This window comes from Leucobacter sp. PH1c, assembly GCF_000633415.1.
GTDB lineage: Bacteria > Actinomycetota > Actinomycetes > Actinomycetales > Microbacteriaceae > Leucobacter.
In genome coordinates this window covers 81,587-101,143 of record NZ_AYMV01000028.1, presented here as the reverse complement: position 1 = coordinate 101,143, position 19,557 = coordinate 81,587, and the positions used below count along the sequence as shown (strand labels likewise).

Below are 19,557 nucleotides of genomic sequence, written 5' to 3'. Positions count from 1 at the left end.
ACCCGCACGTGCCACTCCGGTGGATCGGGCCCCACGGGCCCGATCCACCGGCACTGAGCAGCGCTGCTCAGCCCACGGTATGCAGGCGTTACAAGGAGGAAACGTGTTCGCAGACATTCGCACCGAGAACTCGACGGGGAGAATCTCATCATGACAGTCATCGATTGGGTCATCGTGGCCTGCTACCTGGTGATCATCGTGCTCATCGGGCTCGCCGGCTTGAAGAAGGTCAAGACCGGCCGCGACTTCGCCGTCGCAGGGTCTTCGCTTCCGGTCGGTATCGTGACCGCGACGCTCGCGGCGAGTTACATCGGCGGGTCCTTCGCCATCGGCGCCGCGGGGGCAACGTTCCGCGAGGGATACACCTACTTCTTCGCGCTGCTCGGATTCCCGCTCGCGACGATCGCGGTCGGCATCTGGGTCGCTCCGCGCCTGCGCCGCTACGCCGCCGAAACCGTCGGGGACGTGATGGAGCACCACTACGGCGTGGTGGCCCGGGTCTTCACCGGACTCATTTCGATGGTGGTCTGCGCAGCGATCCTCGGCGCGCAGATCCGCGCTCTCGGAACCATCCTCGAGGTGTTCACCGGAATCGACTTCACGGTCGGCGCGATCGTGCTCACGCTCATCGTCATCGTCTATTCGACCGCGGGCGGGCTCTGGTCCGACGTCCGAGCCGATGTGATCCACTTCGCCGTGCTCGCCGTCGCGATCCCCATCGCGATCCTGGTCGCGATCCGCAGCGTCGGCACCCCCGCGGAGATCGTCGCGAGTGTGCCGCCGGAGTTCTTCACGATCACCGGCGACAAGCCCATCGGGTTCTTCATCAGCCTGTTCATCGGCTTCGTCTTCGGCGAGACGCTTATCCAGCCCTACTCCCAGCGCGCCTTCGCCGGAGCGAACACGAAGACCGTGCGCAAGGCGTTCATCTACGCGGGCATCTTCGGCATCGTGTTCCTCTTCACGACCTCCTCGGGCGGAATCCTCGCGCGGGCCCTCGACCCCACGATCCCCTCCGACGCGGCCATGCCCGAGCTCATCAACCGCGTGATTCCTGCGGGCTTCACCGGCCTGCTCGTCGCTGGATTCATTGCCATCATCATGTCGAGCGCGTCCTCATTCCTGAATTCGACCACGGTCGTTGTGGTGCGCGATCTCTGGACTCTCGGCGGGCGGCGGAAGATCGAGGATCACACGCGCCTCCGTTTCCAGCGGGTCATGAATCTCGTGATCGGGGTGATCGCCCTCGTGGTCGGCCTTTCGTTCCCGAACATCATCGACATCCTGATGGTGTACTTCTCGACCTGGGCTCCCACGGTCATCGTGCCGCTGCTGCTCGGCGTGCTCTTCGACGTGCGGCACCGGCTCGCCGGCCCCATCGCCATGGTGGCCGGCCTGCTGTCGACCTGGCTCTGGAACGGCCCGCTCGGCGAGCCGTTCGGCATCCTCGGCCTCGCCGTCGGCCTCGTGACGAACCTCATCGTGTTCTTCCTGGTGGTGGCGCTTACGCCGAAGACCGGGATGGCCCCACGCGGCTTCGACATCGTCGCGCCCGACACCGCCGCGGTCGAGACCGTGTGGGATGAGACGAGCGGTGTCAGCGACGACTCGGACGCTGCGGGAGACGCAGCGCCTGCGACAGCAACGAAGGAAGGATAAATCATGTACGGAGTCATCCTCTACGGCGGCGTGATCCTCGCGATCGTCGTCGGTCTCGCGGTCACCGCCATGGGCCTTCCGCCCACTCTGCGCGACCTGCGTGACGCCTTCCGCGGCGAGTAGCCCCGCGGCACCGGGCGGCCACGCCCCTGTTCAGAAGAAGAGGAGAACCGTTGTGAGCGCACTGCTCGACACCCCCTTGATCCCCTGGGGAACAGCTCCCGTGCAGCGGCGCGCTGCGGAACTCGTGGCCGCTCACGCGGAGGCGGATGCGGACGCGGTGACGGGCGCCGTCACGGCCGCACAGGACGCGCAGCTGCGGCTCAGCGGCGGGGGCGGCTTGAACTTGTACGCGGGGAGCAACGTGCTGTCTCCCCGCGTGCGGGCCGCCCACACTGCGGATCTCGCCTCCCGCCCGGCGATCGGCTGGCCCGGAGAGAAGATCCAGCCCGCGCTCGGTCCCATCGAGGAACTCGAGGTGATCGTCGCGCAGCAGCTGCGGAACGGCTTCGGCGGACGATTCGCGGACGGACGATTCGTCACCGCAACGCTCGCGAATCTCGCCGCATACGCCGCCCTTGCCGCGCCCGGCGACACGATCGCGACCTTGCCGCCGAGCGCGGGGAGCCACACCAGTCACCTTGCAGACGGGACCGCCGGAGTCCGCGGCCTGCGGGGGAGCTTCCTCCCCGTCGACTCGCGAAGCGGTGAGATCCTCGATGCGGAACTCGTCGACTTCGTGCGCGATGTGCGCCCGCGGATCATTCTCGTCGGCGGGAGCGTGATCCAGTTCCCGACACGGATCGGGCCGTTGCGCGACGCCGCGGATCGCGTCGGAGCCCGGCTGATCTTCGACGCTTCCCATGTGGCGGGGCTGATCGCGGCGGGCGAGTTCCCGAACCCGCTCGCAGAGGGCGCGGATCTGCTCACCTTCTCCACCTACAAGACCCTGGCCGGGCCAGCGGGCGGGGCCGCGGTGACGAATGAGCCCGAAGTGGCGGAGCGCATGGGCGAAGCACTCGCGCCCGTGCTCTCATCGAACTACGATCCGGCGCGGCTCGGTCCGCTTGCGATCGCGACCGCGGAGGCCGTCGAACAGCGGCCGGCCTGGGCGAAGCGCACGATTGAACTTGCCGTGGCGCTGGGCGAGCGGCTCCACGCGCACGGGCTCACGCTCCTCGGGGCGGATCGCGGGATCACCGCGACCCACCAAGTCGTGGTCGACGCCGCCCCCTGGGGCGGAGGAGCCCGGGCGATGCGGGCACTCGAGGCCGGCGGAGTCTTCGTCGGCGCGTGCCGGCTGCCGCACCAGAGCGTGGGCGAGGAAGCCGGCGGGATCCGGCTCGGAACCCAGGAGATCGTGCGGCTCGGCGCGGGGTTCGAGCACGCCGAACCGATCGCAGCGCTCATCGCCGCGCTGCTGCGCGGGGACTTCGCTGACGCCGAGCGCTCGCGCGAGATCCGGCGCAGTTTCGGTTCCGACCTGTGGGGGAGGCCAGCCCCGTGCCCCTAGTCGCGGGGCAGCAGCTCCGCGACGGAGCCGAGCACCTCGTCCGGGCGGAAGGGGAAGCGCTCGATCTCGGAGCGGTCCGAGATGCCCGTCATCACGAGCACGGTGTGGAGGCCCGCCTCCATGCCGGCCACCACGTCGGTGTCCATGCGATCGCCGATCATGCCCGTGTTGTGCGAGTGCGCGCCGATTTTGTTGAGCGCCGAGCGGAACATCATCGGGTTCGGCTTGCCCACGATGTACGGCTCCATGCCCGTCGCCTTCGTGATGAGCGCGTTGATCGCGCCCGTCGCGGGGAGCGGGCCCTCGGGGCTCGGGCCGGTGGCGTCCGGGTTCGTCGAGATGAAGCGCGCGCCGCGGCTGATCAGCCGGATCGCCTTCGTGATGGCCTCGAACGAGTAGTTGCGGGTCTCGCCCACCACGACGAAGTCGGGATCCGACTCGGTCATCACGTAGCCCGCGTCGTGGAGCGCGGTGAGGATCCCGGCCTCGCCGATCACGAAGGCCGAGCCGCCGGGCTTCTGCTGCTTCAGGAAGGCGGCCGTCGCGAGCGCGCTCGTCCAGATCCGGTCCTCGGGGACGTCGATGCCGGAGGCCGCGAGGCGGGCGCTCAGATCGCGGGCCGTGAAGATCGAGTTGTTCGTGAGCACGAGGTAGGGCATCTCCTCCTCGCGCCAGTGCTCGAGCAGCTCGGCCGCTCCGGGGATCGCCCGGTTCTCGTGGACCAGGACACCGTCCATGTCCGTGAGCCAGCACTCGATATCGCTCCGACGGGGGTGGATCGCACGCTCGGTCATGGCAACAGGATAGACCGCGCCCATGAACGGGCGGTGAAGTTGGCACCCCACCGGCCACCCCACCCGCCGCCCCGCTCACCCACGGCCCCCTCGCCGGTCCGCCCCCGGATCGGGGTCACTCCGGCACTGTGTTGCGGACCCGCCCACCCGCAACACGGTGCCGGAGTGACCCCGAATCGGAGGAGTGGGTGGGGGAGGGGTGGCACACTGGGGGCATGCACGAACGCGCTGGCACCCCCGCACGCCCCGAAGACCTCGTCGACGTCGACGCCCTGCTCCTGGCCTACGCCGAGACGAGCCCCGACCTCGCGAATCCCGCCCAGCGCGTGGTGTTCGGCACCTCGGGGCACCGCGGCTCGGCGTTCACCGGTGCGTTCACCGACGCGCACATCGCGGCGATCAGCGCCGCCATCGCCGAGTACCGTGCGGCGCAGGGCATCGCCGGCCCGCTCTTCATCGGCGCGGACACCCACCCGCTCTCCGCGCCGGCCGAGCGCACGGCCGTCGAGGTGCTCCTCGCCGCGGGTGTCGACGCGCGCCCCTCCGCGGGCACGGGCGACGCCTGGTTTGTGCCCACCCCGGCGCTCAGCCACGCGATCCTCAGCTACAACCGTGGCCGCGCGGCCGACGACCCGGGCCGGGCCGACGGGATCGTCGTCACTCCGAGCCACAACCCGCCCGCAGACGGCGGCTTCAAGTACAACCCGCCGCACGGCGGCCCCGCGGACAGCGACGCGACGAACTGGATCGCGGCCCGCGCGAACGAGCTCCTCGCCGCGGGCGTCGCCGCGATCCCGCGCGCCGACGCCGACGCCCGCGCGGCCGCGCCGCACTTCGACTTCCTGGGCGCCTACGTCGACGCGCTCCCCGAGGCGATCGACCTCGCCGCGATCCGGGAGGCCGGCGTCTCGTTCGGCGCGCACCCGCTCGGCGGCGCGAGCGTCGCCTACTGGGCCGCGATCCGAGAGCGGCACGCGATCCCCCTCACGGTGCTCGGCCCGGGCGTCGACCCGCAGTGGGGGTTCATGCACCTCGACTGGGACGGCAAGGTCCGCATGGATCCGTCCTCCGCGCACGTGATGCGCACGGTCGACGCGTTCCGCAGCGAGTTCTCGCTCATCACGGGGAACGACGCGGACGCGGATCGGCACGGCATCGTCACGGCCGACGGCCTGATGAACCCGAACCACTTCCTCGCGGTCGCGATCGACTACCTGCTCACGCACCGGCCCGAGTGGCCGGCTGCGGCGGGCATCGGCAAGACGCTCGTCTCCTCGGGGATGATCGACCGCGTCGTCGCGGGCCACGGCCGCGCACTGCTCGAGGTGCCCGTCGGTTTCAAGTGGTTCGTGCCGGGGCTCTTCGACGGCTCGGTCGTGTTCGGCGGCGAGGAGAGCGCGGGCGCCTCCTTCCAGCGCTTCGACGGGAGCGCCTGGAGCACCGACAAGGACGGGATCCTGCTCGCGCTGCTCGCCGCGGAGATCCAGGCGGTCACGGGGCAGTCGCCCGCCGAGCGCTACCGCGAGCTCGTCGCGCAGTACGGGGAGCCGGCCTACGCGCGCATCGATGCGGCGGCGACGCCCGAGCAGAAGGCCGCGCTCGGGGCGCTTGCGCCGAGCGACGTGACCGACACCGAGCTCGCGGGGGATCCGATCACCGCGATCCTCACCCGCGCGCCCGGCAACGACGCGGCGATCGGCGGGCTCAAGGTGCAGACCGACCACGCCTGGTTCGCGGCCCGGCCCTCGGGCACGGAGGACGTCATGAAGATCTACGCGGAGTCGTTCCGCGGGCCGGAGCATCTCGCCCGGGTGCAGGAGGCCGCGCAGGCGCTCGTCGCCCGCGTGCTCCGCGCCGAGTGAGAGCGGGAGCCGGGAGCCAGGGGTCGGGAGCCGGGAGCGGCATCGGCCCGGCGCCTCGCGCGCGGTAGCCTAGGGGGCATGTCAGAGACCTCCGCATCCGCCCGCCGCTACTCCTACCTGGGGCCGGCCGGGACGTTTACGGAGGCCGCGCTCAAGCAGGTGCCCGAGGCCGCCGGCCAGGAGTGGCACCCCGTCGACAACCTCGGCGAGGCGCTCGGCGACGTCGTCTCGGGCCGCAGTGATGCCGCGATGATCGCGATCGAGAACTCGATCGACGGTGGCGTGACCGTCGCGCAGGATCTGCTCGCCACGATCCCGGGCCTCCGCATCGTCGGCGAGTACCTCGTGCCCGTGCGCTTCGTGCTCGTCGCGCGCCCCGGCACGACGCTCGACGAGGTCGCCGTCGTCTCCGGCCACCCGGTCGCGTACGGGCAGTGCCGGGCCTGGCTCGACGCGCACGCCCCGCAGCACCGCCACCTCATCGCCACCTCGAACGTGCAGGCGGCGGCCGATCTCTTCGACCCCGAGAAGGGGATCGACGCCGCGATCGCGCCGCCCGGGATCGAGGCGCACTACGACGTCGAGGTGCTTGCCGAGGGGATCGCCGAGAACCCCGACGCGGTGACGCGCTTCGTGCTCGTGAGCCGCACGGTTCCCGTGGGGGAGCCGAGCGGCGCCGACAAGACCTCGCTCATCGTCGAGCTCCCCGAGGACCGATCCGGCGCGCTCCTCGACCTACTCGAGCAGTTCGCCACCCGCGGGGTGAACCTCACCCTGCTCGCCTCCCGGCCGATCGGGGACCGGATGGGCCGCTACCGCTTCGTCATCGACGCGGAGGGGCACGTGAAGGATGCCCGCGTGGCCGATGCGCTGCTCGGCGTGAAGCGCTTCAGCCCGAACGTCGTCTTCCTCGGCTCGTACCCGCGCGCCGACCGGATCGCGGCCACCACGCGCGCCGCACACGACGACGACGCCTTCCGCGACGCCCGCGACTGGCTGCGCGGGGTCATCGAGGGCACCGCCGACGGCGAGAACTGAGTCGGCGGAGCTGAGCCGGCGGGGCTGAGCCGGCGGGGCTGATCCGGAAGGACTGATCCGGCGAGGGAGCCCCGGAGGGGCGGCCGTTCAGGACTGAGCGCGCCACTCCGGGAGCACCCGCACCACGAGCGCGCCGGGATCGACGACGCCGCTCACCGCGAGCGCGAGCCCGAAGTCGTCGCCGTCGAGCTGCACGGGCTCCGGCTCGGACACCGACAGCGCGTAGCGCCGCACCTGCGAGTAGTTCACCGCCTTCGTGTCGTTCACGAGGTCGATGATCCGGCGTCCCGCCCGCGTCTTCCTGAGCACCCCGTTCTCCCAGCCGATCTTGTTCCAGATCCGCAGCCACGAGAACGCGCCCAGGGGGCGGAGCGCCACGATGTCGAGCATCCCGTCGTCGAGCTTTGCGTCCGGGATGAGGAGCACCCCGCCCGGCATGAGCCCGCAGTTGCCGATCATCACGGTGTAGACCGAGAGCGGCTTGAGCGGCGAATTGTCGATCGAGTAGTGGATGTGCAGCGGGCCGTCACGCAGCATCGTGCGCACCCCGGCGTCCACATACGCGAGCCAGCCGAGCCGCTTCTTCAGGGTCGCCCGCGTCGCGGAGATCGCGCGCGCATCGAGCCCCATGCCCGCGAGCACGAGGAAGAGGTGCTCGTCCTCCGACTCGTCCGCGCGGGTGATCGTGAGGATCCCCACGTCCACCGCGCGATTGTCGCCCGTGAAGGCCGCGCGCACCGCCTCGTCGAGCCGGTTGAGCGGCACGCCCAGGTTCCTGGCGAGCAGGTTGCCGGTGCCCTGCGGGATGATCACGAGCGGGATCCCGGTGCCCCGCAGCGCCTCCGAGACGGCGCGGATCGTGCCGTCCCCACCGCTCGCGAGCACCACGCTCGCGCCGTTCGCGATCGCCGCGCGCGTGGCCGCTACCCCGGCGTCGGCCTCCTCCGTCTCGTACCAGCGCGTCGGCGCCCAGCTGAAGCGGTGCTCCTGCTCGCGCACGGCGCTCCGCAGCCCGGCGACGTCGGTCTTGAGCGGGTGGTAGACGACGGCCGCGCTCGGCTGAGGTCGCGCAGGGGAGTCGATCATGGGACCAGCGTAGTGCCCGGTCCCCGCCCACCCAGCTCGGCACGGGTAAGCTGGGCGGTGTGATCGATCCAGTACTCCTCCGCACCGATCCCGAGGCCGTCAAGCGTTCGCAGCGCGCGCGTGGAAACGACGAGGGGGTGGTCGACGAAGCGCTCGCCGCAGACGCCGCTCGTCGATCCGCGCTCACCGAGTTCGAGACGCTCCGCGCCGAACAGAAGGAGTTCGGCGGGAAGGTGAAAGCCGCCTCCAAGGAGGAGAAGCCCGCGCTCATCGCACAGGCGCAGGAGCTCGCCGCCGGCGTGAAGGCCGCCGAGGCGCGCGCCAAGGAAGCCGAGACCGCATTCGCCGCGCTCGCCTCTCGCATCGAGAACCTCGTGATCGACGGCGTCCCCGCGGGCGGCGAGGAGAACTTCGTCACCCTCCGCGAGGTCGGTACGAAGCCCGAGTTCGACTTCCCCGCGCGCGACCACCTCGAGCTCGGCGAGATGCTCGGCGCGATCGACATGGAGCGCGGCGCGAAGGTCTCCGGCGCGCGCTTCTACTTCCTCCGCGGCGTCGGCGCGCGCCTCGAGCTCGCACTCATGAACCTCGCGCTCGACCGGGCCCTCGCGCACGGCTTCACGCCCCTCATCACCCCGACGCTCGTGAAGCCCGAGATCATGCAGGGCACCGGATTCCTCGGCGAGCACGCCGACGAGGTCTACCACCTCCCCGCGCAGGACCTGTTCCTCACCGGCACGAGCGAGGTCGCGCTCGCCGGGTACCACGCCGACGAGATCGTGGATCTCGGGGGCGGCGCCATCCGCTACGCCGGCTGGTCGACGTGCTACCGCAGCGAGGCCGGATCGCACGGCAAGGACACCCGCGGGATCCTGCGCGTGCACCAGTTCAACAAGCTCGAGATGTTCGTCTACACCGACCCGGCCGACGCCGAGGCGGAGCACGACCGCCTCGTCGGCTGGCAGGAGGAGATGCTCCAGTCGCTCGGCCTCCACTACCGCGTGATCGATGTCGCGGCCGGTGACCTCGGGTCGAGCGCCGCCCGCAAGTTCGACATCGAGGCCTGGGTGCCCACGCAGGACGCGTACCGCGAGCTCACCTCGACCTCGAACTGCACGACGTACCAGTCGCGCCGCCTCGCCACCCGCTTCCGCACCGAGAGCGGCAAGACGGCCCCCGTCGCCACGCTCAACGGCACGCTCGCCACGACGCGCTGGCTCGTCGCGATCCTCGAGACCCACCAGCGCGCCGACGGCAGCGTCACCGTTCCTGAGGCGCTCCGTCCCTACCTCGGCGGCCTCGAGGTGCTGAGCCCGATCGCCGAAGGATAATTCATGACGACCCCCGCACTGCAGGCCGTGACCGCCGCCGACCGGCACCTCATCGCGCTCGACCTGGACGGAACCGTGCTGAGCCACGGCTTCGGTGAGGGGGCCGGTGACGATCCGAGCGGCGGGCACATCGATCCCGATCTCGCCGCCGCGATCCGCGCGCTCGACGCCGCCGGGCACGCCGTGATCGTCTCGACGGGCCGCTCCGTCGACGCCACGCTGCCGATCGTGGAGCGGCTCGGGATCCGCCCCGAGTGGATCGTCGCGGCGAACGGCGCGGTCACGCTGAAGCGGGACCCGCTCGCGCACCGCGCGTACCGGCGCGAGCGCGTCGAGGCGTTCGATCCGAGCGAGGCGCTGCAGAAGATTCGTACGCAGCTCGTCACGGCGCGCTTCGCGGTCGAGCTGGCCGACGGGGGCTTCCTCTACACGGAGCAGATCCCCACGGGCACGCTCCCCGCGGATCAGCGCCAGGTGCCGTTCGACGAGCTCCTCGGCGTGCAGGCCTCCCGCGTGGTCGTCGTGTCGCCCGATCATCGGCTCGAGGAGTTCGTCGGCGCCGTGCGCTCGCTCGGCCTCACCCACGTCTCCTACGCCGTCGGCACGACCTCCTGGCTCGACATCGCCCCCGACGGGGTGACGAAGGCGAGCGCCCTCGAAGTGGTGCGCGAGCACCTCGACATCCCGCGCTCGCGCGTGTTCGCGGCGGGCGACGGGCGCAACGACATCGACATGCTCGCCTGGGCCGCGCGCCGCGGCGACGGGGTCGCGATGGGGCAGGCGGTGCCCGATGTGCAGCGGGTCGCCTCGCGCGTGACCGGCACGATCGAGGAGAACGGCCTGCTCACGGCGCTGCGTGAGCGCTTCCCCCAGCTCGGCTGAGCGGAGCGGCGGGCCGCGTGCCCGGTCTCTGAGCCGTGCCCGTCCGTTGGTCCCGGTGCGGTTTGCTAGGCTCGTCGGCGGAGGGTTGTCCGAGCGGCCGAAGGAACTTGTCTTGAAAACAAGCAGGCGGTAACCCCGTCTCAGGGGTTCAAATCCCCTACCCTCCGCTCAGCGCTCAGCCCCCTACTCCGGTAGGGGGCTGAGCTGTTCTCGGTCGCGGAGTCGCGGCGGCCGGCCTCGGGGTGACCGGCCTCGGGGAGTCAGCTGAGCGGGTGCGGCACCATCCCGCCCTCGGCGACCTCGTCCTCCTCGGGCTTCGGATCCCGCGCATCGGCGTAGGCGAAGCCGAGCGACGCGATCGCCAGGGCGAAGGCGATGATCCCGAGCGGGTTGCACAGCGCGATCGACATCTCGACCGAGAACGCGGACCCCGATGCGAGGCCGAGGATCGACTGGAGCGTGCCGTCGGCGGAATCCGGAACCGTGAGGCCGAAGCCGATCGCGCACAGCCAGGCCAGCACGAGGGAGACGATCGTGCTGCGGCTCGTGCGCTTGCCGCGCTCGCGCGTCACCGTGAGGCGGCGGGCGAGCCAGAGCTGCAGGATCACGAAGACGAGTCCGATGGTCGGCACGTACCACCAGGACAGCGTGCCGCCGATCCCGAACAGCCACCGCCCGAGCGACATCCACAGGGCCAGGATGATTCCGACGATGGCAACGACGCGGCTGTTCACGCGCTCCTCTTTCCGTTGTAATTCTGCGCCGACATGCCCGGCGCGCATCACCTAGCCAAGCAGATTTCGCATCGGGATGCGAAAGGTGTTATTCTCAAACGGTTGTCGCCGCGAGGTGGCTTCGCCCCGATAGCTCAGTGGTAGAGCACTTCCATGGTAAGGAAGGGGTCCCCAGTTCAATCCTGGGTCGGGGCTCTGACTCTCTGGCTCGCACCTTGTGCGGGCCAGTTTGGCTGAGTAGCTCAGCTGGTTAGAGCGCACGACTCATAATCGTGAGGTCGCGGGATCGAGCCCCGCCTCAGCTACAGAGAGTCACTCAAAACCCCCGGTTCGCCCGGGGGTTTTGTTGTTCTGCGGATGCCTCCGCGCGCCTTAGGATAGCGCTTGAATGCGCTGTTTCGGGGGAGCGGGGAGTCACGCAATGGGGAGCACCATCAGGCAGGTTGTCGCCGGAGTCACGCTGGGCGCGCTCTGCGTGCTCGGCGTGCCGGGGGCCGGGGTCGCGGCACCCGCCCAGGCGATCACCGACGCCCCCGCTGCCCCTGCCGCTGCCCCCGGCCCCGGTGCCGAGGGCGGGCTCGCCGGCGGCGACACGGTGGAGTTCCCGCTGCCCGCGGCGGAGCCCATCACGCTCGCGGGGGTCGGTGCGGGCAACCATGCTTCACTCGGCCTCGCGGATGACGGCACGCTCTACGGCTGGGGTTCGAACGCCTACGGGGTGATCGGGGACGGGAGCGGGCTGAACGCCACGCGGCCCGTGCGAGTGCACACCCCGGAGCATGCCTCCATCGCGTCGGTCGCCGTCGGGACCTTCACCGCGTACGCGGTGGACGCGGACGGTCGGGGGTACTCGTGGGGCGACGGTGAGAGCGGTCTGCTGGGGGCGGGCGCCATCCCGGGACGCGACACCCCGGGACTGATCGACATGCCCGACGGAGTGCGCCTCACCCGGGTGGTCGCGGGAGAGGAGAACGGCTTCGCCCTCGACGTGGACGGGCGCGCCTGGGCCTGGGGATCCGGCCTCGACGGGCAACTCGGGAACGGCTCCTTGACCTATGAGCAGCGCACGCCCGTGCCGGTGACGATGCCCGACGGCACGGCGTTCCGCACGGTGAGTGCGCTGGGAACGCACGCACTCGCGATTGGCGAGAACGGCGTCGCCTACGCCTGGGGGCGCGCGGACAGCCTGCTCGGCGATGGCAGCCGGACGGACCAGAAGCGGCAGCCCACGCGCATCGCCACCCCGCGGAACGTGGCCTACGTCGATGTGGCCGCGGGCTGGGATTTCTCGATCGCCGTCGGCGACAACGGCAAGCTGTACGCCTGGGGATGGAACTACCTGGGTGCGCTCGGCACGGGCACCGAACAGGACTCGCGCGTGCCGGTGCAGCTGCCGACGCCCGATGGGGTGCGATTCACCGAGGTGGTGAGCGGCGGGAAGCACTCGCTCGCGCGCACCGAGGACGGGGAGATCTACGCCTGGGGAGCGAACACCTACGGCGCGATCGGCAACGGCACCACCTCAACCGAGGGCCAGCTCTCGCCCGCGCTCGTGAGTGCGCCGGGCGTCGTGTTCACGAGCCTCGCCGCGGGCAACGGCACCTCTTTCGCCACGGCGAGCGACGGGACGACGTACAGCTGGGGGTTGAACGACTACACCCAGCTCGGTGACGGCACGGTGGTGAACAGCACGGTGCCGACTCCCGTGCTGCAGCCCGAGACCGCGGTGACCGCCGTGACTTTCGGGGGCGTGCTGAGCCCCACGGTCACCCCCGACGATGCGGCGGGAGTCGTGCGTGCGGTCACGCCCGCGGGCGCCGCCTACGGTGCGGTCGACGTGGCGCTCGCGTGGACCTTCGGGCGGGACCCCCAGCAGGACATCACGCTTCCCGCGGCGTTCGCCTACGTCGATCCGCCCCTCATCAGCGAGCACCCCGCGACGCAGTCCGCGGCGCTCGGCGAGACGGCCGAGTTCGCGGTCGCCTTCACCGGGGCGCCCGAGCCGGAGATCGCCTGGCAGGAGTCGCGCGACGGCGGCGCGAACTGGTCGGAGGTCGGCGCGGATGCGAGCACGGCGACCGGAGCGGGCCGTTCGACGCTGCACGTGCCGGTGACCGCCGAGCGGCAGGGCGCGCAGTTCCGGGCGGTGCTCGAGAACCGCCTCGGCACGGCGGAGAGCGGGGCCGCGGCACTCGGGATCCCGGAGCACGCCGTGACGTTCGACGCGGGCACAGGCGATCCGGCGAGCGAGGTGCGGGTGCTCGCGGGCGGGACGGCGAGCGCGCCCGATCCCGCTCCGATCCGCGTGGGCGCGCGGTTCCTGGGGTGGCGGATCGTGGGTGAGAGCGCCGCGTACGACTTCGCGCAGCCCGTGCGGGGCCCGCTCGCGCTCGAGGCGATGTGGGAGACGATCGTCTACACGGTGACGTTTGATTCCCGCGGCGGGGCGCCCGTCGGCTCCGAGCGCGTCGACCATGGCGAGCGACTGGTGCTGCCCGCCACCCCGACGCGGGCGGGATACACGTTCACGGGCTGGTTCACCGATGCGACGCTGCGCGAACGCTTCGACGCAGGCGCGGGGATCACGGCCGACCTCACGCTGTTCGCCGGGTGGGAGCGGGCGAGCTCCCCGACGGAGCCGGGGACGGAGCCGGGGACCGATCCAGGGACAGAGCCGGGAACGGGCCCGGGAACGGGTCCGGGGACCGGGCCGGGAACGGGTGGGACCGGCGCGGGCACCGGCGCGGGCACCGCCCTCGCGGTGTCGGGCAGCGGGGCCGGGCTCGGCTGGGGCGCCGCCGCGCTCGGCACCGCGCTCGCGCTCCTGGGCGGGATCCTGGCGCTCGGGAGACGCCGCGGAGTCGGCGCCGAGGCCGAGTCGCGCTCAGGGACCGGCTGCTAGGATCCGCAGCTGTGACGAGCACACGCGGGGGTGAGGGCGAGGGGACGATCTCCGACGCCGTCCTCTGCGATGCCATCCGCGAGGGCGAGGCGTGGCCGCTCGCAGTGCTCTGGGAGCGGCACCACGCCGTCGCGCTCGCGTGGGCGCGCGGCAAGGATCCGGATCAGGCCGAGGACGCCGTCTCGGAGGCGTTCGACGCGGTGTACCGCGCGCTCCTCTCGGGCGGCGGGCCGACCGAGGCGTTCCGCGCCTACCTGTTCCGCACCGTGTCCCGGCAGCTCTCGCGCGGCTGGACGGAGTCGAGCCGCACTCTCGGGGTCGACGATTTCGACGAGGTGATCGATGGGGCGCTGCCCGCCGTCGGCCAGCTGATCTCGGAGCGCGAGGAGCAGGAGGCGGCTGCCGCCGCGCTCGAGGACCTGCCGCTGCGTTGGAAACGGGTGATCCTCGAGGTGGACGTGGGTGGCCGCTCGGTGCAGGAGGTCGCCGCGGAGCTCGAGCTCTCGCCCAACTCGACCTCGGTGCTCCTGAAGCGTGCGCGGGAGGGCCTCAAGAAATCGTGGCTGAAGCGCATGCACCCGACGCGCGATCTCTCGGGGGAGTGCGCGGCGTGCGTGGCGAAGTTCAGCGAGATCCGGTGGGGGAAGCGCAACGGGCGCAGCCGCGGGCAGGCGGAGAAGCATCTCGAGGGGTGCCAGGCCTGCCGCTCGCGCTGGAAGCGGTTCTCCGAGCAGGCGGCGGTGATCGGCATGGTCAGCGCGGGCGTGCTCGCGACGAGCCCGGGCTGGCGGCGGCATGCGACGGCCACCACGGCGGTCGCGGCCGCGTCGATCGGCCTCGTCGCGGTGACGGCGGGGATCGCGGCGCCCATGCTGCTGGCGGCGCCGGCGCACGCGCCCGCTCCGCTCCCGGTTCCGGCCGAGGCCGCACCGGCGGAACCTCACCGCTCGGGCGCCGAGCGCGGCGAGCGGCCCGGAGCTTCGGCGGACGAGGACGCCCCGGCGTTGCCCGGTGCCCCCGAAACCGGCGTGATCCGTCCCGGCGGGGAGGGCGCCGAGTCCGGCTCGAGCACCGGAACCCCGCGCGTCACGAGGCTGACGCCCGACGGTGCGGAGTTCGCGAATCAGGCCCACGTCAACGTCAACGATCTCGACCTGGACGGCGACGGGACGCCGGGGGCACTCACGCCGGAGGTGTGGTCGCGCTGGGGGGAGCTCCTCGCGGTGAAGGTCGACGCGGCGGCTCCCGAGACGGGGCTCGCCGGTGCGCGTTTCCGGCTCTGGGTGAGCGAGCTCCCGAGCGACTGCGTCGACGCGCCGGGCCTCGTCGAGGTCACGGCGCCCGATGGCGGGCCGTACGAGGTGGAGTCGGAGCCCGGCGGGCTCGTCCGCGTGCCCGGCGTCTGGGTCGGCGACGACGAGACCGGCGGCGGCACGATGTCGAACGGGCTGACGCAGCGCTGCTACGTGCTCGAGGAGATCGCGGCGCCCGAGGGGTACGCGCTGCCGGATCCCGCCTCGGCGCGCACCGAGGTGATCGCCCGATCGGTTCCGGATCCCGCGGCGGCCGCGCCCGTCGTCGTCCCCAACACGAAGCTGGCAGAGGGGTGGCTTGCCCGCACGGGCGGGGCCTGGGGCGTGCTCGCGGGCGGGGGTCTCGCGCTCGCCGGGGTCGCAACCGGAACCGTCATACTGCTGCGTCAGCGGCGTCGGAATCGTGCGTCGGAGTCGACTCACGCAACGGAAAAAGAATTTTTCACGAATCGCGTCACATAAGTTTCTTCTTGCGCTCTCTTCCCGTGAGAGGCAATCACCGAAATGATTGCACTGGGGTTTTCATCAGTTTTCTTGGGGGAATGAAACATGGCCGCAAAGCGGCGCGCCACAGGGCGCAAGAGTGTGCTGACGGGCATCGTTGCCGCGGTCATGAGCGCGCTGGTACTGATCACCGGGGTGGGGACCCCGGCCATCGCAGCAGCCGACGACATCTCGGTGTCGATCCGCCCGGATCGCACCACGATCCTCTCGGGGGAGACCATCTCGTTCGAGGTCTCGTTCCAGTGCGGCAGCACGAACAACGCGAGCTGCGACAACGGTCGGGTCGAGATGTCGATCCCGGTCGGGCAGCCGGATCCGCTGGAGTTCGAGGTCTCGAGCTACACGGCGGCGAAGATCGACGGCGTGGATTCGCCCGCGCGCATCGAGGGCACCGGGGCGGACCGCAAGATCGTCTGGGATCTCCCCGCAACGATGACGAGCGGCCAGTCGGGCACGGCGTCGGTCGTGCTGAAGACGCAGAACTACGTCACGCCGAACGGCACCACCCTCGCTCCGGTTGCGACGTTCTCCGCCGGCCAGCAGGGCGTCTCCGCGACCTCGGTCCCCGTGACGATCACCTCCCAGCAGGACCTGAAGCTCGTCAAGACGAAGTACGCACCGACGGATGCCCGCCCCTATGTCGGCAGCGACGTCACCTACCTGATCCGCACCGGCTATTCCTCGCAGTGGAACGCGGCGGGCGGCTACGACTTCTACGGCAACGTGTGCAACGTCAACGGCATCTGGGGGCTGCAGGGCCAGACCGTGGTCGACACCCTCCCGCCGGGCACGGTATTCCGCAGCGCGAACGCCGGTGGCGTGTACGACGCGGCGACGCACACCGTGACGTGGACGCTCGGCGACTCGTTCAAGGTGGAGAACGGGCAGCCGAAGTGCGACGCCTCCTCCTTCGCCAAGGAGCTCCTGGTCACCGTCAACTACCCCGCAGCGACCTTCACCGACGGCGCGAACCAGGACGAGATCTACACGAACACGGCCAAGACCAGCGCGACGCCCTGGCTCCGCAACGACGCCGTGGAGGCTGAGGACTCCGAGCCCCTGCAACTCCGCGTCGGTGCCGACGGCAAGTTCACGGTGCAGAAGGGCATCTCGTACACCGCGGCGAACGGCAACAGCCGCCAGTTCTGGCGCGGCGCGAAGAGCTCCGGCGGCGACTGGGTGCGCGGCTACCTCCACACGTTCAGCGTCGAGGGCACGGGCAACGCGACGGGCACCTGGTCGCTCGCGGACACGCTGCCCTGCGGCTGGACCTCGCCGAGCGATCCGAACCGCACCGACTGCGCAACGCCGGCCTACACGGACATCGCGTTCGGGTCGAACGGCAGCATGTCCGAGCTCACGGTGCACTGGACCACGAACCAGGGCCGCACCGGCGTCTGCACGATCCCCGAGGGCTTCACCGCGGGTGACAGCACCGTGCGCACCTGCGCGGGACTCAGCAGCAACCAGCCGATCCCGATGGGCTCCGGCGAGTGGATCACGAAGTTCACGCTCGACGAGAACCCCATGAAGGCGGGCACCAAGGGGAAGCTGTTCCTGTTCGGCACCGTGAGCACGGACATCCCGCTCGACAACTCGCAGGCGGTCGCCGACGGCGAGTACCAGCCCCACTTCTTCACGAACACGAGCACGGGCGCGACGACCCCGATGGTCGGGGTGACCCCGGCATCCGAGCACCCGCTCTGGGTGACGGTCGAGAACTGCACGAGCGACAACACCGTGCGCTGGAACGGCGGCGAGATGTCGACGAACGGCGCGCTCGTCGACAGCGACCGGGAAGGCCGCTGCGGCTACACCCGGATCGCCCGCGACATCGTGAACATCTACGCCGAGAAGCGCGTCTACAACCCCGAGATCGCCCTCACCGACGGGCAGAAGAGCGCGCAGGCGGCGCTGCGCCCCGGCGATCCCGCCCGGGTCGAGGTCCTCACCGAGCGCGACGACTGGGATGGCCAGCGGTGGAGCGGGAAGCGCTACACCTTCACCCCGACCGTCACCGAGATCCTGCCCACGAATCTGCAGCTCGACACGAAGGATCCGGCGCACCCCGTGATGCTGAGCTTCTCCGGGCAGCCGAACTCCGAGGCGCAGGTGATCGCGAAGCTCGGCGAGCCGCGCTTCACCGTGAGCGAGGTCGTGGTCGACGGCGTCACCCGCACGAAGGTCGTCATCGACTTCCCGAACGTCCCCGCGGACGGCGGCCTCGACATCAAGCAGCAGATCACCGTGGGCTTCGACGCCCGCGTGCGCGACAGCAGCCCCATGGCCACCACGAAGAACAACATCCTCGTGCAGGCGGCCGAGTCGGCCGACGGCTTCCTCGTGTGCGCCTCGCCGAGCCGCTACGCCGACTCCACGAAGCTCGGCGGCGCGAACACCTGGGGCGACGTCGACTTCAAGACCGGCGTGCAGGGCCCCGACGCGACGAGCGGGTGCCGCGCGGAGAAGCTGTACTCGGTGCTCGAGGGCCCGAGCATGTCGGCGCTGAAGAGCGTGCAGGGTGCGAACGACGCGGACTTCGTGCCGGCTCCCGGCGTGGGCTCGACCGACCTCGGCGGCGCGGCCGAGTACCGCATCGCGGTGCGCAACAGCGGCAACGTCGACATGCGGAACTTCGTGGCCTACGACCTGCTGCCCCGCGTGGGCGACCACGGCGTGCGTCCCGGAGCGGACGCCCGCGGCTCGGAGTTCAACGTGTACGCGACCGGTCCCGTGACCGGGCTCCCCGCCGACGCGGTGGTGCAGTACTCGACCTCGACGAATCCCTGCCGGGGCGAGCTCGCCGGCAACGGCGGCGGTGCGCTCACGAGCGCTCCCGCGGGCTGCGTGAACGACTGGAGCGCGGCTCTGCCGAGCGACTGGTCGAAGATTACGGGGATCCGGATCGACTTCGGCGCTCGCGTCTGGAAGCCGGGCGACGCCTTCACCGGCGTGTTCCCCGCGCAGGCCGACGGGGGAGACCTCACCGGGATCGCCTGGAACAACGTCGCGATTGCCGCGAACCGCAACTCCGACGGCTCGCCGATCCTCCCCACCGAGGCCGCCAAGGTCGGGCTGCAGCTCGCCCCGGACCTCAGCTGGCGCAAGGTCGACGGCGCGAACACGCAGCACCTGCTCGCGGGCTCTGAGTGGACCCTCACCCCCGTGGTTCCCGCGGGCGGCACGATGCCCGCGGGCGCCTGGCCCCGCACGATCGCCGACTGCACCTCCGGCACGTGCTCTGGCGAGGACCGCGACGCGGCTCCCGGGCGCTTCACCCTGGCGGGCATCCCGTGGGGGAGCTATGACCTCACGGAAACGAAGGCGCCGAACGGCTACGTCATCGCGAAGGATCCGATCCGCGTCGTGATCGGCCCGGGCAAGCTCGACCCCGCCACCTGGACCTACGAACTCGGAGACGTGGTGAACTTCCTCCCCGGCGTCGACGTGAGCTGGGAGAAGGTCGACCCCGAGGGCGACCGGCTCGCGGGATCCGCGTGGGAGCTCATCCCCGTCGACGCCGCCGGCGTCGCGATCCCTGGCGGCACGACGATCCCCGTGACGGACTGCGTCGCGGACGCGGCCGAGGACTGCGCGGGCCACGACACGGACCCGGTCGCCGGCACGTTCCGCCTGACGGACATCCCGCCGGGGACGTACCACCTCGTCGAGACCCAGGCGCCGCCGGGCTTCGTGAAACTCGCCGATCCGGTCGCCGTGACCGTTGGCAGCGACGGCCCCGTCTCGGTCGGCCCGATCACGAACCACCAGGTCGCGGTGCCCGCGCTGCCGCTCACCGGCGGCCTGGGATCCTTCCTCTTCCTGCTCGGCGGCGGCGCCTTCCTCGCGCTCACCGCACTCCTGGTCGCACGATCCGTGCGCACCCGGAACGCGCGCTGACTCACCCAGACCCACACACCTTCGCGCCCCCGCACCTCC

The 19,557-nt window shown here is 71.1% G+C and carries 12 protein-coding genes and 3 tRNA genes; 12 read left to right on the top strand and 3 right to left on the bottom strand.

Going from position 1 to position 19,557, the window contains the following annotated elements; all coding sequences use genetic code 11:
- The first annotated feature begins 150 nt into the window (after nucleotides 1-150).
- Together U874_RS0110140 and U874_RS0110130 are read left to right on the top strand one after the other, a co-directional pair.
- A complete protein-coding gene (locus tag U874_RS0110140) occupies nucleotides 151-1,659 on the top strand; it encodes a sodium:solute symporter (RefSeq protein WP_025134427.1) in 1,509 nt (502 codons plus the stop codon).
- Between the two features lie 175 nt (nucleotides 1,660-1,834).
- On the top strand, nucleotides 1,835-3,172 hold the full coding sequence (locus U874_RS0110130; RefSeq protein ID WP_051582874.1) for a DegT/DnrJ/EryC1/StrS family aminotransferase: 1,338 nt from the start codon (nucleotides 1,835-1,837) through the stop codon (nucleotides 3,170-3,172).
- Here the strand turns inward: U874_RS0110130 and U874_RS0110125 are convergent.
- Complete coding sequence (locus U874_RS0110125) at nucleotides 3,169-3,966, bottom strand: HAD-IIA family hydrolase (protein WP_025134425.1); 798 nt, start codon at nucleotides 3,964-3,966, stop codon at nucleotides 3,169-3,171. The two genes, U874_RS0110130 and U874_RS0110125, sit on opposite strands and share 4 nt — an antisense overlap.
- Nucleotides 3,967-4,181: 215 nt before the next feature.
- Between U874_RS0110125 and pgm the strand changes: the two genes are divergently transcribed.
- Both pgm and pheA read left to right on the top strand, forming a co-directional pair.
- Complete coding sequence (gene pgm, locus U874_RS0110120; RefSeq protein ID WP_025134424.1) at nucleotides 4,182-5,828, top strand: phosphoglucomutase (alpha-D-glucose-1,6-bisphosphate-dependent); 1,647 nt, start codon at nucleotides 4,182-4,184, stop codon at nucleotides 5,826-5,828.
- A gap of 78 nt (nucleotides 5,829-5,906) precedes the next feature.
- On the top strand, nucleotides 5,907-6,866 hold the full coding sequence (gene pheA, locus U874_RS0110115; protein WP_025134423.1) for a prephenate dehydratase: 960 nt from the start codon (nucleotides 5,907-5,909) through the stop codon (nucleotides 6,864-6,866).
- Between the two features lie 87 nt (nucleotides 6,867-6,953).
- Here pheA and U874_RS0110110 read toward each other — a convergent pair whose 3' ends face one another.
- The gene (locus U874_RS0110110) at nucleotides 6,954-7,952 is read right to left on the bottom strand and encodes a diacylglycerol kinase family protein (protein WP_029988188.1); all 999 of its coding nucleotides are present in this window, start codon (nucleotides 7,950-7,952) and stop codon (nucleotides 6,954-6,956) included.
- 59 nt (nucleotides 7,953-8,011) lie between these two features.
- Between U874_RS0110110 and serS the strand changes: the two genes are divergently transcribed.
- The 3 genes from serS to U874_RS0110095 all read left to right on the top strand — a co-directional run bounded on the left by serS (nucleotide 8,012) and on the right by U874_RS0110095 (nucleotide 10,332).
- Nucleotides 8,012-9,283 carry a serine--tRNA ligase gene (gene serS / locus U874_RS0110105; RefSeq protein WP_025134421.1) on the top strand — a complete coding sequence of 424 codons (1,272 nt, stop codon included), beginning with the start codon at nucleotides 8,012-8,014 and terminating at the stop codon, nucleotides 9,281-9,283.
- A gap of 3 nt (nucleotides 9,284-9,286) precedes the next feature.
- Nucleotides 9,287-10,165, top strand: coding sequence for an HAD family hydrolase (locus U874_RS0110100; RefSeq protein ID WP_025134420.1), 879 nt, complete (start codon nucleotides 9,287-9,289; stop codon nucleotides 10,163-10,165).
- Between the two features lie 79 nt (nucleotides 10,166-10,244).
- Nucleotides 10,245-10,332: transfer RNA gene (locus U874_RS0110095), tRNA-Ser, on the top strand.
- 93 nt (nucleotides 10,333-10,425) lie between these two features.
- On the opposite strand, the gene U874_RS0110090 is transcribed toward U874_RS0110095, so the two are convergent.
- Nucleotides 10,426-10,899, bottom strand: a complete 474-nt coding sequence (locus U874_RS0110090; RefSeq protein WP_025134419.1) for a hypothetical protein — start codon at nucleotides 10,897-10,899, stop codon at nucleotides 10,426-10,428.
- A 123-nt stretch (nucleotides 10,900-11,022) separates the two neighbouring features.
- Between U874_RS0110090 and U874_RS0110085 the strand changes: the two genes are divergently transcribed.
- The 5 genes from U874_RS0110085 to U874_RS0110060 all read left to right on the top strand — a co-directional run bounded on the left by U874_RS0110085 (nucleotide 11,023) and on the right by U874_RS0110060 (nucleotide 19,518).
- Nucleotides 11,023-11,094, top strand: a tRNA-Thr gene (locus tag U874_RS0110085).
- A 36-nt stretch (nucleotides 11,095-11,130) separates the two neighbouring features.
- A tRNA-Met gene (locus tag U874_RS0110080) sits at nucleotides 11,131-11,204 on the top strand.
- 116 nt (nucleotides 11,205-11,320) lie between these two features.
- Nucleotides 11,321-13,801: an InlB B-repeat-containing protein gene (locus U874_RS14815; RefSeq protein WP_025134418.1), complete on the top strand. Its 2,481-nt coding sequence runs from the start codon at nucleotides 11,321-11,323 to the stop codon at nucleotides 13,799-13,801.
- An 11-nt stretch (nucleotides 13,802-13,812) separates the two neighbouring features.
- Nucleotides 13,813-15,576: a sigma-70 family RNA polymerase sigma factor gene (locus U874_RS0110065; RefSeq protein WP_025134417.1), complete on the top strand. Its 1,764-nt coding sequence runs from the start codon at nucleotides 13,813-13,815 to the stop codon at nucleotides 15,574-15,576.
- Nucleotides 15,577-15,663: 87 nt separating this feature from the next.
- Nucleotides 15,664-19,518: a collagen binding domain-containing protein gene (locus tag U874_RS0110060; protein ID WP_025134416.1), complete on the top strand. Its 3,855-nt coding sequence runs from the start codon at nucleotides 15,664-15,666 to the stop codon at nucleotides 19,516-19,518.
- Nucleotides 19,519-19,557: the final 39 nt, after the last annotated feature.

Bases quoted from the DNA above. Each gene is read 5' to 3' on its own strand.
- U874_RS0110140 (WP_025134427.1), top strand. From the start codon at position 151: ATGACAGTCATCGATTGGGTCATCGTGGCCTGCTACCTGGTGATCATC.
- U874_RS0110060 (WP_025134416.1), top strand. From the start codon at position 15,664: ATGGCCGCAAAGCGGCGCGCCACAGGGCGCAAGAGTGTGCTGACGGGC.
- U874_RS0110100 (WP_025134420.1), top strand. From the start codon at position 9,287: ATGACGACCCCCGCACTGCAGGCCGTGACCGCCGCCGACCGGCACCTC.
- pheA (WP_025134423.1), top strand. From the start codon at position 5,907: ATGTCAGAGACCTCCGCATCCGCCCGCCGCTACTCCTACCTGGGGCCG.
- U874_RS0110125 (WP_025134425.1), bottom strand. From the start codon at position 3,966: ATGACCGAGCGTGCGATCCACCCCCGTCGGAGCGATATCGAGTGCTGG.
- pgm (WP_025134424.1), top strand. From the start codon at position 4,182: ATGCACGAACGCGCTGGCACCCCCGCACGCCCCGAAGACCTCGTCGAC.
- U874_RS14815 (WP_025134418.1), top strand. From the start codon at position 11,321: ATGGGGAGCACCATCAGGCAGGTTGTCGCCGGAGTCACGCTGGGCGCG.
- U874_RS0110110 (WP_029988188.1), bottom strand. From the start codon at position 7,952: ATGATCGACTCCCCTGCGCGACCTCAGCCGAGCGCGGCCGTCGTCTAC.